Source organism: Haloferula helveola, from assembly GCF_037076345.1.
GTDB lineage: Bacteria > Verrucomicrobiota > Verrucomicrobiia > Verrucomicrobiales > Akkermansiaceae > Haloferula > Haloferula helveola.
The window spans coordinates 474,670-488,070 of the sequence record NZ_AP024702.1; the positions used below are offsets into that span (position 1 = coordinate 474,670).

At 63.4% G+C, this 13,401-nt stretch carries 8 protein-coding genes; 5 read left to right on the plus strand and 3 right to left on the minus strand.

The window, feature by feature from the left end; genetic code table 11:
* Positions 1-27: 27 nt before the first annotated feature.
* On the minus strand, positions 28-648 hold the full coding sequence (locus HAHE_RS01530; RefSeq protein ID WP_338687960.1) for a D-Ala-D-Ala carboxypeptidase family metallohydrolase: 621 nt from the start codon (positions 646-648) through the stop codon (positions 28-30).
* Positions 649-828: 180 nt separating this feature from the next.
* Between HAHE_RS01530 and HAHE_RS01535 the strand changes: the two genes are divergently transcribed.
* The 5 genes from HAHE_RS01535 to HAHE_RS01555 all read left to right on the plus strand — a co-directional run bounded on the left by HAHE_RS01535 (position 829) and on the right by HAHE_RS01555 (position 9,558).
* On the plus strand, positions 829-2,373 hold the full coding sequence (locus tag HAHE_RS01535) for a Na+/H+ antiporter NhaC family protein (RefSeq protein WP_338687961.1): 1,545 nt from the start codon (positions 829-831) through the stop codon (positions 2,371-2,373).
* Between the two features lie 55 nt (positions 2,374-2,428).
* Positions 2,429-3,517, plus strand: a complete 1,089-nt coding sequence (locus tag HAHE_RS01540) for an LptF/LptG family permease (RefSeq protein ID WP_338687963.1) — start codon at positions 2,429-2,431, stop codon at positions 3,515-3,517.
* Between the two features lie 10 nt (positions 3,518-3,527).
* Entirely contained in the window at positions 3,528-5,396 is a 1,869-nt protein-coding gene (locus tag HAHE_RS01545) for a SulP family inorganic anion transporter (protein WP_338687966.1), read from the plus strand.
* A 50-nt stretch (positions 5,397-5,446) separates the two neighbouring features.
* A complete protein-coding gene (locus HAHE_RS01550) occupies positions 5,447-5,875 on the plus strand; it encodes a response regulator transcription factor (RefSeq protein ID WP_338687969.1) in 429 nt (142 codons plus the stop codon).
* An 83-nt stretch (positions 5,876-5,958) separates the two neighbouring features.
* Positions 5,959-9,558 (plus strand): hypothetical protein, encoded by a 3,600-nt coding sequence (locus HAHE_RS01555; RefSeq protein ID WP_338687971.1) that lies wholly within the window; start codon positions 5,959-5,961, stop codon positions 9,556-9,558.
* 14 nt (positions 9,559-9,572) lie between these two features.
* Here HAHE_RS01555 and HAHE_RS01560 read toward each other — a convergent pair whose 3' ends face one another.
* Both HAHE_RS01560 and HAHE_RS01565 read right to left on the minus strand, forming a co-directional pair.
* Entirely contained in the window at positions 9,573-10,223 is a 651-nt protein-coding gene (locus HAHE_RS01560) for a response regulator transcription factor (protein WP_338687973.1), read from the minus strand.
* Positions 10,220-13,267, minus strand: coding sequence for a sensor histidine kinase (locus HAHE_RS01565; RefSeq protein ID WP_338687975.1), 3,048 nt, complete (start codon positions 13,265-13,267; stop codon positions 10,220-10,222). Before HAHE_RS01565 ends, HAHE_RS01560 begins: the two co-directional genes overlap by 4 nt.
* Positions 13,268-13,401 lie beyond the last annotated feature (134 nt).

Sequence of the window (13,401 nt, forward strand, 5' to 3'; positions counted from 1 at the left end):
AGAACCGCTGGCGATCCCGACGATCGGTCACCAATCGACGTTCTGGCCGCGGGTGTCGATGTGAGTGAACGAGTAGTACCGTCCCACACCGCCGCGGAAGTGGCCCTTCGATCGGAGGCTGCGGGCCATCGAGGCGACGCTGGAAGCCCGCACCGGGAACTTCACGTCGACCGCGACGTTGGCCTGGTGCCACGAACCACGGCTCGCACCGGCACAACGGGCGTTGTAGGCGGGTGAGCGGTAGGCCGAAACGATCTCCTTCACCGGCTGCCCAAGATGGGACGCGACACGATCGACCGCCTTCAGGGTCGGACCCATGTTCCGCCAGTATTGCTTCGGAGGAAGCGAGTTCCACACCGAACCGCGGCGTTTGGCATGGGCATCGATGACCTGTCTCGGGGTCAGGCGATCCAGCCGCAGACCCGCGAGGTAGTCGGCATAGTCTTCAAGATTCTTGCCCTGCATCCGGACCCATGTCGCGGGCAATCCCGAAAGATCAACCTTCTCCTTCTTCTTGAAAAAGAAGGCCGAGGCCGGAGTGGAAGAGGCGACCAGAGCGAGGCCGCCGACGCCAATGGTTCCGATCACCTTGCGGCGGTTCAGATTCAATTCTTGGGGGACGTCGGTCAGGATCTTTGCTTCTGGCATGTGTGGGTATTTTGATGGGCCGGCAAGCACACCGCATGCCGACAGCGGTCATTCCGTGGGGATCTCCGGAAAAGTTGGCGCAGAGGAAACCCGCCAATTGCCTGAGCATCAAGGAATTTCCCTAACATTCGCTAACAAGTCGAGGTCTTGCCTTCCCGGCGGGTCCGGAGAGACTGCCGCATGCGTACGCTCTGGGTCTGGCTCGGCCTCGTTCTGCTCAGCATCGCGCTGGCTCTGGCTACCCCATTTTCCGGGATCGCCCCTTTCTGGCCGGCGGTCGCGGCGCTGGCCGTGATCCTCGTCACCCGGCAGGCCGCCATCGGCCTCTCGGCGGGAGTAGTCGCCGGCTCGATCATCATCGCCGGCGGCAACCCGCTTGAAGCCGTGCGGGTGATCTTCGCCGACCACCTGTTTCCCGCCCTTGGCGGATCGTGGCATATCAGCGCCCTTGTCTTCACCCTTCTGCTCGGGGCCTTCGCCGGAATCCTCGAGTCGTCCGGCGGCTTCGAGCGCCTTCTCGGCAAACTGCTCCGCGGCTCCCGGACCCCCGAGCGACGCGTCCTCGGATCGATCTACGGGCTCGGGTTGCTGTGCTTCTTCGACGGCCTCGCCAATAGCATGCTCACCGGCCGCATCTCGCGCGACGCGGTCGACCGGACCGGAATTTCGCGCGAAAAGCTGGCGTGGGTCGTCGACTCGACCAGCTCGCCCGTAGCATGCGTTGCCTTCATTTCCACTTGGATCGCCACCCAGCTCACCCTGATCGGCGACAACCTCCCCGGACTGAACGCCTACGAACTCTATTTCCGCTCGATCCCCGGCAACCCCTACTGCTTGCTGACACTCCTGCTCGTCCCTCTGGCCATCTTCGTCCGCTGGGAACCGGGACCGATGCGACGTTTCCAGCCACTGACTCCGGAGGGCCCGGGCACTCCCCGGCCGGACTCCGCCGCATGGCGTGCGCTGGTTCCGCTTGGTGTGCTCGCCGTGTGCATCGCCCTGTCATTCCAGATCTGGTCGGGTGAACCGATCCGTCTGTTCTCCCTCAATGCATGGCGAGAGGCCGCGAGCGGCAATGCCGGTCCGATCGCCCTCGTCGCGGGCGCAATCGGCGGCCTCATCGCGGCGTGGCTTTGCCATCCGAATTCCAACGAACGAAGCGCGGGAACCGCCGCCGTCGAAGGTGCCGGGGGACTGCTCCCGGCCATCGTGATCCTGATCCTCGCCTGGAGCCTCGGCAGTGTCTTCGAGGCCCTCGGAGCGGCGGAAGCAGTGAAAGGTATGCTCGGCGAACACGTTCCGACCGCATGGCTGCCCCTCGCCGTCTTCGCGACCGCGGCGGCCACGGCTTTCATCACAGGTTCGTCGTGGGGAACGATGGCCCTGCTGATGCCGCTGGCGCTCGGGGTGCTGGATCCAGCCGACGCGCCCACGATCGCGCCGGCCGTCATCGGAGCCGTCTTCGGCGGCGCGGTGTTCGGAGATCACGCGAGCCCGTTTTCCGACACCACGATCGTCAGTGCCCTTGCCGCCGGCTGCCGCCCGTTTGACCACGTTATTTCGCAACTTCCCTACGCCCTGACCGCGGCGTCCGCGGCCGGCGCCGCCTATCTCCTCATCGCCGTCGGAATTCACGCGGCACTTGCGACGGCTATCTCGGCGTTGGGGATGATTCTCGCCATCGTCGGGGTGAGCCGCAGGCAGGCGGCGAATTCCCGATCGTGAATCATCGCCACTCGACACGCCTCGCCCGCCTGACCAAGCTGCGGCAGTTGCCACCATGCGGATTTCGGACCGATACATTGGACGCCATATCTTGTCCGGTACGCTCTTCGCCATCGTGCTCCTGAGCGCCCTGCTGGTCCTCGGCAACCTCTTCAAGGAGATCCGACCGCTGCTGGTCGAGGTAGGCGCGCCGCTCTGGGTCCTTTGGGACTTCCTGCTGGGCATCATTCCCGTCTCGCTGATCTACACCGTCCCCTGGGCCTTCCTCTCGGCGGTGCTGCTGGTATTCGGACGGATGTCTTCCGACAACGAACTCAATGCCTTCCGGGCCGCGGGTGTCAGCCTCGTCCGGCTCTCCGCTCCGGTCGTCATCCTCGGCCTCGCCTTCTCCGCGCTGTGCCTGTGGCTGAACCTGCAGGTCGCCCCCGAGGCGAAACGCCGCGTCGAGGACATCGTCACCCGTACCATCATCCAAGATCCCCGTTCGCTGCTCCGCGCCGGCGTCGATCAGAGCCGGATCAAGAACGTCAAGGTGGACTCGGAAAGCAGTGAGGGCGACGTCTTCCACAACTTCCACATCTTCGTGATGGAGGACAACGACGACAGCACGGACGGCGGTGCCTACATCCATGCCGACACCGCGAAGACGGTGGTCGACGAGGAGAAGCAGCAGATCCGGCTGCGCCTCACCGGGGTCTATTCGGATGGACCGGCAGGACCGTCGAAAGACTTCACACTGATGTCCGGCGACCTTGAGTGGATGGTCGTCGACTACTCGGAAGACGCCCGTCGCAAGCCGAAGCCGAGCGCGATGACCAACAAGGAGATCGACGATTTCCTCGCGTCCTGGCCGACGCTTCCTGAGAAATACCGGGCACGCTACCGGGCCGAGCAGATGCGGCGCTACAGTTCGTCCTTCGCCTGTCTTGCATTCGCCTTCATCGGCGTGCCGCTCGGCATCAAGGCACGTCGCCGGGACACCTCGACCGGCCTGATCGTGAGTCTTGCCGTCGGCGTGACCTACTTCCTTGCCGGATCCATGATCGAAAACCCGACCGAAGACGGACAGTGGGTCCTCTGGATCCCGAACCTGCTCTGCCTCGGGCTCGGCATCTTCCTTTTCCGCCGGGCGAGGTTCCGTTAGAATCGATCCCATGTCCGTGTCTCCCCTGCAACGGTTCCAGCGACGGGTGCGCGAGTTCTTCGGGGAGGGGAACGTCGACTTCAAAGCCGTCATCGGCCCAATCCGGCGTTACAATGTCGCGAAGTTCAAAGCGGACATGGGCGCGGCACCCAACGTCGCGCTGCTCGCGGTACCGCAGGGAATCGCCTACGCGGCCATCGCCGAGCTGCCGATCTCCTTCGGTATCATCTGTTCGGCGGTCGCGGCTCTGGTAGCGCCGGTGTTCGCGGGCTCCCGCCACACCATCCTCGGCCCGACCAACGCCACGGCGTTCATGGTCTTCAGCTTCTTCGCCGCGGAATCCGCACTTGGAGCACGCGAGGCGGAGCTCGTTCCCCTGATGGTCCTGATGGTCGGTGCGTTCTGCCTGATCGGTGGACTGATGAAAGTCGCCGATCTGCTGCAGTTCGTCTCGCGCTCGGTACTCGTCGGCTACGTCACCGGGGCCGCGGTGCTTATCATGGCGAACCAGTTCAAGCACATCCTTGGCATCGCTTCATTCGTCGATGCAGCGGAGCCGAGCAACTTCGTCAGCCTCGCATCCGCGCTCTTCACTTCTCTCGGACACCTCCAATGGCCGCCGTTAGTCATGGCCGTCGCGACCGGCCTCCTCTACTTCGGCCTTAACCGGTGGAAACCCCGATGGCCGAACTTCTCCATCTCGCTGGTGATCGCGTCAGCCGTGTTCGGCACTCTGGTGCATCACCGTGGCGGAGTCTTCGAAGGCGTCGCGACCTTCTCCACTTTCACGTTCTCCGAGTTGGTCCCCCGTCTCCCCGATTTCGGGTCCAAGCAGATCTTCAACGACATCAGCGCGCTCACCGGTGTGGCTTTCGCGGTCGCCTTTCTCGCCTGCCTCGAGAACACCGTGATGGCCAAGTCGCTCGCTTCACGCTCCGGCGACCGCGCCGAAGTGAACCAGGACATGTTCGCGGTCGGAGCCGCCAACGTGGCCTGCGCTTTCACCGGCGGCATGCCGGCCTCCGGATCGCTCACCCGCTCCGTTCTGAACTACAATTCCGGGGCATTCACCCGCTTCGCCTCGATGTACGCCGGCTTCCTCGTGCTGATGGCCGCGCTGGTCATCGCCTGGCTGCCGTCCTTCGGAATCGCGCTGATCGACTACGTTCCGAAGGCCGTCCTCGCCGCGCTCGTCGTCGCGATCGGCGTCAGCCTCGTCAACCCGCAGAACATCCGCATCTGCCTGCGCTCGACGCCCGATGATGCCGCCGTCGTCATCACCACTTTCGCCGCCACCCTGCTCGCGCCGCTCCACGTCGCGATCTTCATCGGCGTCGGCCTTTCGATCACTCTCTTCCTCCGCCGCGCCAGCCGCCCGCACCTCGTCGAATACGAGTTCAGCGAACAGGGCGAACTCCGGGAGATGGGTGAGAAACGCAAGCGGCCGAACCCCGCGATCTCGATCGTCCACGTCGAAGGCGACCTCTTCTTCGGCGCATCCGAGCTTTTCCGCAACCAGGTCCAGCGCACCGCCGCCGATCCATCGCTGCAGGTTCTCATCCTCCGACTCAAGAACGCCCGCCACCTCGACGCCACCTCGGTCCTCGCATTGGAGGAACTGATCAAGTTCATGCGCGGACAGGACCGCCACGTGCTGATTTCCGGCGCACCGAAGGAGGTCTACAAGGTGCTCAAGAACTCGGGCACCCTGAAGCTGATTCAGGAAGGCGCCGACCGCGAGGCGGGCGAAAGCAACATCTTCATGTACCGGGCCAGCAACCCGAACATCTCGACCCGCGACGCCCTCAAGCGCGCCCAGCAACTGCTTGGCGGCCAGAAGGCCGACATCCGGATCTTCTATGATCCGAGCCAGGCCTAGGACGCCGGTCCGCCCCCGCACTACACGTAGAACTACCCGTACGAAAACGGGTGGTCCCCGAACTCCACGAAGCCGGGTTCGCGGGCATCATGGGTGGTATGGCTTCCGCCGCCACCAGCATCGCCAGCTGCCTCATCGTCGACGACCACGAGAAGATGAGGTCCTTGCTCCGTTCTCTCGTCGGGGCCGGCATTCCCGAGATCCGCGAAGCCGGCAACGGCGCCGAAGGCCTCGATGCCTTTGAAGAGCACCGCCCGGATCTAGTGCTGATGGATATCGAGATGCCGGTGATGGACGGCATCAGCGCGACCCGCGAGCTCGTGCGCCGGCACCCCGACGCGGTCGTTGTGGTCGTCACCCATCACAACGACCCCGCCATGCACGAGCTCGCGCTCGCGGCGGGCGCCCGTGCTTTCCTGCTCAAAACGAAGCTCTCCCAACTCCCGCACCTCATTCGCGAACTCCAAACCGAAGCATGAAACCTCCCATGAAAACCACACGACACGCGGGCCTCTGCCCCACCCCAGATGCTGCCGTTCCTCCGAGGAAACGGCGAATCACGATGGCGACGCTCCTTCGCCCCATCCTTCCGGCCATCCTCATCTCGACGTCCGCGCTGGCTGACGGCCAGATCATCTTCGAGTTCACCAACTCCAACGGCAACCTCGACTTCCTCGACGCCGGCAACTGGACCACCACAAGCGGTCGGACACCCGACCCCGCCAACATCCTCATCGACGAATCCTACAGTTCGACCTTTGCCATGACTGCTGCGGGTGACATCGCCCTGAACGGCAGCATTGAGGTCGATCCGGGCGGCTCATTCACCATGACCGACGGCACCCTGTCGGGTCCGGGTCTCATCGACGGAAGCCTGACCCTTGCCGCCGATGCAGGCGGAGAACCCGCGATCGCCCCGGGGCTCCTCTCGCTTACCGTCACCGGAGACCTGATCACGATCGGAGACGATCCCGCCCGGGCAACCTACCACGTCGTCCTCGACGGCGCCGACTGCTCCCATCTCCATGTCACGGGCGAGTTCGACACCATCGACATGGTGATCGATTGCAGCACTCCGTCCGGTCTGGCCGGCCTGACGGAAGACGTTTACGTCATTGCCAGCTACGGGACGCTCAACAACGGGGTCGATCCCTTCATCGGTCTCCGGCTCAAAAACGGTCCCGGCTATGAACTGGACACGGCCTACGACGACGGGGTCAGCACCAACAACATCGCGCTGGTGCGGAACCGCTCGCTGGAACTCTCCGGTCCGCCGACCGTGACGATAAGCGAGGCCCCCGAGTCGGGCCTGGGCAGTTCGTTCTTGATCGAGTTTTCGGAACCCGTGTTCGGCTTCGAACTCGAGGACCTTCAGATCTCGACAACCGGCACACTTTCCAACCTCTCCTTCGATCTGTTCGAAGGAGCCGTAGTCAGCGGCTTTTCCTCCCTCTACATCCTGACAGTTATCGACGGCGAAGGGCTTGGCGACCTCAGCATCACGCTTCCCGCGGGCACCGTCACGGACCTCGAGGGGAACCCCTCCACCGCGGCAGCCACGGCAACGATCGGACCGATCGATTTCGAATCTCCGACGATTACCTCCATCGACTTCGTGGAAGTGCTTCCGGGAACCGACACCTACCGTTTCGAACTCACCTATTCGGAACCGATGGGCGAAGGCACCCTTGGCGAATTTCAGTCCGAGGTCCTCCACAATGGCACCAATTCCACCGCTGCTTCAGGCATCAATGGAGGTGCCGGCTACACCACCTCCTTCCTCGATGTTCTGGGTGTCAGCGGAGACGGCAGCTTCAGGCTGAGGATCCGCCCGAATCCATCGATCGGCAATTATGGGGGAATCAGAGACCTCGCCGGCAATCGCCTGGTCGGCATTTATGAGAGTGCACCGGTAGTCGTGGATACCGACAACATGCCCACTCTCCTGAGCATCGTCCCGGACACGACCACCCCGGCCGCCGGCGCACCGGTCACCTTCACGTTCACCTTCAGCGAACCCGTGCAGGGGTTCGACTTCGGGAACCTCCAGATCAACCCGGCACCCGGGACCGGCTATGTGCAGTGGGAACACGCTTCCCAGTCTCAGACCGGACCTGCCACCTATGAAGGAGTGGTCTACTTGTGGCGCGATCCGGCACAGCCACCCGGCGATATAGTTCCCACACTGGGAGGCATTATCACCGATCTGGCCGGAAATCCCGTGGACCTGAGCGCGAGCTCACCGCCCATCACCATTCAGCCCTGGGATACGGACCGCGACTGGAACGTGACGGGGCCTGCCGATTTCTTCGACTCCGCGAACTGGGATCCCACGAACACGCCGGACGCGCTCAATGAAGCGGCCTACATCCGCAACGCGGGCACGGCGGTGGTTGACGGATCGAACGGTGGCAGCCCGGACACCCTCGAGGTTCGGGAAATCATCGTCGGCACCCAGACGGGCTCGGGAGACCTGACCATCCGAAACCTCTCGAAACTCCGGGTCTACGACTGGCTGACCGTCGCCGACGACGATCCCAGCAGCGGCGCCGCTCCTTGGGCAATCGATGGAAGCCTGCTGATCGAGGGGGTCCAGGAGACGGATATCTTCGAGCTCACCGTGGGCACTGCCATGTTCGACGTGAACGGAAGCGCCACAGCGAACGCAACGATCCGGCAATGCACCAACTTCATCGCGGACCAATTCTACATTTCAAACCCCCTTCCGTTTCTGTTCCCGACACAGCAGATCGACCTGACCCAGCACACGACGGCATTGGTGGAGGACATTACCTCGCTCCAATGCGAGATCGCCCTCGTGATCGGAGGCGGAAGCGCCTGGGACATGACGTCCTCGCAACCGACTTTCGACGTCACCTTCCGAAACATCTCCAACCTTGAGGTGGGAGGAAACTTCGCCGTGGCGCCATCGAGCACTTCGGGTACGGGGCCTGACGCCGGACATGTTGAAAACGACGGCACCGTTCGGCTCGAAAATGTTAACTTGGAAACGACTGGCACCGGCGAGTTCCAATTCTCCTATGCGCTTGTCCGGGAGGATAGCTCGGTGATCTCGGACGTGGCCTTTGAAGTTGTCGACAGCCACGTGTCGCACGGCCCGCCAGGCGTCGGCGAGACCTTCCGGCTGGGACTGCTGCGGGGAGGAAGCACGAACACGGCCACCAGCATCACCGCCGACATGACTCTGGACGGAAGCAGTCTGGAAGCGCCGTCGATCTCGATGAATGAAGTGCAGGATGCCACGGCCGGCACGCTTTCCTCATCGCTGACGCTGCGGAACGGCAGCCATGTTTCCACCGGTTCGATGAATGTCCACACGGGCGGCGTGCTGAATTTCGAAATCGGCGGCCTGACCCGGGCGACCCAAGAGACCGCGGGTGACACCGGCACCTATCCGGCCATCGATGCCATCACTCCGGGCGTCACCGGCACGTTCACCAACAACGGCTCGATCTCGGTCTCGGTGACCGGCGACCTGCCACCGGGCACGCACACCTTCGACCTGATCACCACGCAGGGCTCCCCCACTTTTGGTCCCGTGTCCGTCGAGCTTCCCGAAGACCTCGCGCACGTTTCCACCGACATCGCGATCGGCATCAGCACCTCCACGCTCCAGGTGACGATCTTCAGCCCCCCTGCCGGCTACAGCCTGTGGGCGATCACCCGCGGACTGACTCCGGGCGTGAACGACGGGGTTCTTGATGACGCCAATGGCAACGGAATGCCCAACGCGTTCCACTATCTCACCGACACGGATCCTCTGGGCTCCAGTTTCAATGCCGAAAGCAAGGTCCGCTACGCTTTCGTGACCGATCCGGTCAGCGGTGAGAGCCATTTCTCCGTCACATTCCCGATGACGAATGGAGCCATCCTCACCGGGGGAAACAGCAAGAGCGGGCTCATCATGATCGAGGGAAACCCTGTGGTATTCTCGGTCTCGGCGGACAGCAATCTCGCGAGTCCCGTTGATGACCTGGAGGTCGAGGAGGTAACGCCTGCAGCCGCCGACGGCATGCCACCACTCACCGGCGACTTCGACGGTTTGTCCGGGCCGGACTGGGAATACCGCACGTTCCGGCTGGCGATGCCCAAGTCGGCGTTGCCGAAGGGCTTCATGTACTTCGAAGCCGGCACACCTTGACGATTGCCAGACGCCTAGAGCCTGTCCTTGTGCTCGAAGGCGAACTTCACCAGGGAGTGTGCGCCCGCGAGGCCGAGCTTCCTGGTGATCCGGGCGCGGTGTCCCTCGATGGTGCGGACACTGACGCCCAGGTCGGCGGCGATCTCCTTGCTGGTTCGGTCGCTGGCCACAAGCTGCAGGACCTTGCGCTCGCTGGGCGTGAGTTCGGAGAGGCCATCGACCTCCTGCGCCAACTCGCGCCCCGCCTGCACGCGGGTCACCAGAAGCTGCGCCACGGCTGGGCTGAAGTACTTCTCACCACCCGCCACCGTACGAACCGCCTCGATCATCTCGCGAGCGCCGGAGTTCTTCAGCACGTAGCCATTGACCTCCAGATCGAGAACCTGACGCAGCGCCATCGAGCTCTTCTCCATCGTGACGAACATGATCGCGGAGGAGATGCCCCGCTTGCGGATCTCGGACGCCACGTCCACCCCGTCCATGTCCGGCATGTTGATGTCGAGGACGGTCACGTCCGGATTCAACTCGGCGGCTTTCGTCAACGCCTCGCTTCCGTTCGACGCCTCGCCGACCACCTTGATTGATGGATCGGTTTCTAGCATGAGCCGCATGCCATCCCGGAAGATCGGGTGGTCGTCTGCCAGAAGGACTCGAATCGAACTCACAATCTGCCGGAACCGGGTGACTTGACGGTGACGGTGACGAGCGTGCCACCTCCGGGCTTCGACTCGCAACGAAAGACTCCTCCAAACAACCTCGCCCTCTCCCCCATTCCATTGACCCCGAGCCCCGGCCGCTGCGTGGCGGTCGCAGGATCGAAACCGCGCCCGTTGTCGCGGATCTCCAGCACCACGCCGGATCCCGCCCGATGCAGGGTGATGCCCACCTGGCTCGCTTCGGCATGCTTGATGACGTTCGCCACCGCCTCCTGCGCGATCCGGTAGAGCCCGATCTCCAGTTCCCCGGGCAATCGCGGATTCAGTTCGTCAACTCGGGTGACCACCTCGAACTTCGCTCCACTCCGAAGGTCCTCACCGAGCGCCTCGAGAGCCTTCGAGAGACCAAACCGCTCCAATCTCGGAGGCCGCAGATCATGCGAGAGTGCCCGGGCATGCTCGATGGTCTCGGAGATCTCACCCGACAACTCCTCCAGAGTTTCCTCCGCGTCCGGGTGCTTGATCGCTGCCAGCTCCAGACGGCCTTTGAGCACCAGCATCTCCTGCCCCAAACTGTCGTGCAGCTCTCCGGCAATCCTCGCGCGCTCCTCTTCCTGGGTCGCGATCAACTGCCGTGAATACGCCTCACGCCTGCTCTCCCGGGCCCGCACGGCCCGCTCCCTTAATGCGAAAGCGAGAGCGATCGCCGCGAGCACCAACAACACGGCTGCAGCACGCGCTGCGGGTCGTTCCCACCACGCCGGCTCCACGAGAACCGCGAGGCCTACCGGCTCTGGACTGGCCGCGCCCTCCCTGCCTGTCGCCACCACTTCGAACGTGTACGACCCGGCGGGCAGGTCCTGATAGATCGCCTGCCTCCGGTTCCCCGCCGACACCCATCCGTCGTCATAGCCCACCAGCCGGTATCGGTATCCGACCCGCTCCGGGGCGACGAGATCGATCCCCTGGTAATCGACCTGCAACCGTCGGGCGTCGGCCGCAATCGAGATCTCCTGACCACCGCGGAGCTGTTCCATGCGGGATTCGTCGTCAACAAACGCACCGGTCAACACGATCGACGGAGGAGTGCTGCGCTGGCACTCCGCCTCCCAAACCGCCGGATCCATGGCACACACTCCGGCACTCGTCGTGACCCAGATCCGGCCATCGCGGGCCTCGATCATCGAGTGTCCGAGATTGAAGGATGCGGTCGTGCTCAACCCATCCTCCACACCGAACATCCGCGACTCGATCGCAACATCGGTTTCACCGTCCAAGTGCTTCAGAACCGCATCGCGATCAAGACGCAGCACTCCAGTTCCCGGACCGTAGAACCAGAGCCAACGCTTGCCGTCGTCGACCATATCGAAGCGGGCGGGAAGCTCGAAGCCCTGAGGCTCGAAGACCTTCCACGTCCCATCCGAATACCTTCCGAGAGTCGTGGCCCCGGCCCTTGCCCAGAAACCTCCGTTCGGATCGAAAGCCACCGTTTGAAGAATCTCATTTCCCTCCGGACGCCCGAGCGGCACCCACTCGCCGGAAGCGCTTCGCCGGAAAAACCCACCGGGCCGGAACGACGCGATCAACTCACCGTCATCGGTCGCGGCGACTGCCGGTTCCGCGGCGAGGTTCTTGTCCCCGTTCGGATGATCCAACACCCACTCTCCCTGCTCGAACCGCGAAAGCAGCGACCCCGACACCGCCCACAACACATCTCGCGTGGCGGCGACAGATTCGATGTAGCCCAGACGTTCCGGCGCGAAGGGATGCGGTGCGAAATGGGACATCTCCTGTTCGGTCTGCATCCAGAATGGCCCGCCCCATCCGACCACGATGGCTCCCGCGTCGCATCCGATGACATGGGTTCGTCGGACCGCCACCGCCCCGAGTGCCACTTCGGCGAACTGTCCGGGCCGTAAATGAAACACGTCCTCGTTGCTGGTGAACCACATCGTGCCCGTTCCGTCTTCGGCCATCGCCCCAACCGGCGAGGACCGGTGGACTTCCCAAGCCGGCCAGCGCACGAACGGCGGCCGGTAGAATTGGAAAAGGCCCGCATCCGTACCGACCCAGATCGATCCGGACCGGTCGATGAGAAGATCGGACACCAACCGCGAGAGCTGCCTTCCCGGGATCACCACCTTCGCAGGAGCAGAGTCCCTCTCCCAAACCCAGAGCCCTTCTCCCGTCGTGCCAATCCACAGGTCCCCATGCAGGTCTTCGACCGCATTCGACACGGTCCTGTCGCCGGTGAAGGTCACCCCTCCAGGAAACTGACGCACCGAACTCCACGCTCCGTCTTCGTAGGCGTAAATCCCGCGAGACCCCATCAGGTGAAGCTTTCCCTCCTTCGTCACGAAGAACTCAAGCCCCTGTCCCGCTTCAGCCGGCACGAGCCGGGGCGTCACCACTCCGTCGATCAACTCGAACAGGTTGGTGTTTCCCTCCAACGGCTTGAGTTTGAGAATTCCCCAGATCCGTCCGTCGTCCGTGAGGCGGAGATCATGAGGAACCGCATAAGAATTGAACTCGGAAGTCTTGCGGAACGTCCCGTCCCGTCGCTCGAAAACCCCGATCGTGGCCGAGTTTCCCGCCACCGTCCAAAGCACTCCTTCCCGGTCTTCGCACATCGCCATCCAACCTGCCGGACCACCGTCAAGCGGTTGGAAGGTATCTCCATCGAGCACCGAGAAAGGTCGGGTGGGGCCAACCACCAGCACCTCATCCGAAGACGTTCGGTGAACCCGCGAGACATTCCACACCCGCGGAATCTGGTCGGGCCGAAGCGGCCCTTCAATGGATGCCATCGTCGATCCATCATAACGGGCCAACCCGTTCTGGGTTCCGACCAGCAGGCGCCCGTCCGGAAGCTGGCAAAGTGACTTCACCCGCGGGTGCGGCAAGCCGTCCGCGACCGTCCACGAACGCACCTCGCACCGCAATTCGAAGGGTGTGGTCGTAGTCGCCGGTTCCCACGCCAGACCGGAAAGCGGCAAGCACAGCGCCCAGACACCGGCCAGACCGCCGGAAACGAGAGGGATTCGCCGCCACATCAGACACACACCTTCCCAACTCGCTAAAAGCCCATCAAACCAAATCACGCCGGGCCGATGGCGGGCTGCAGGGGGAGCTAACTACGAACTTTTGCTCCGATCACCTGCATTGCGGGCGTGAGGCGGCACGCTTG

What these genes read in the sequence shown, in the direction of transcription:
- HAHE_RS01530 (WP_338687960.1), bottom strand. Translation starts at nt 648, where the DNA reads ATGCCAGAAGCAAAGATCCTGACCGACGTCCCCCAAGAATTGAATCTG.
- HAHE_RS01535 (WP_338687961.1), top strand. Translation starts at nt 829, where the DNA reads ATGCGTACGCTCTGGGTCTGGCTCGGCCTCGTTCTGCTCAGCATCGCG.
- HAHE_RS01540 (WP_338687963.1), top strand. Translation starts at nt 2,429, where the DNA reads ATGCGGATTTCGGACCGATACATTGGACGCCATATCTTGTCCGGTACG.
- HAHE_RS01545 (WP_338687966.1), top strand. Translation starts at nt 3,528, where the DNA reads ATGTCCGTGTCTCCCCTGCAACGGTTCCAGCGACGGGTGCGCGAGTTC.
- HAHE_RS01555 (WP_338687971.1), top strand. Translation starts at nt 5,959, where the DNA reads ATGGCGACGCTCCTTCGCCCCATCCTTCCGGCCATCCTCATCTCGACG.
- HAHE_RS01565 (WP_338687975.1), bottom strand. Translation starts at nt 13,267, where the DNA reads ATGTGGCGGCGAATCCCTCTCGTTTCCGGCGGTCTGGCCGGTGTCTGG.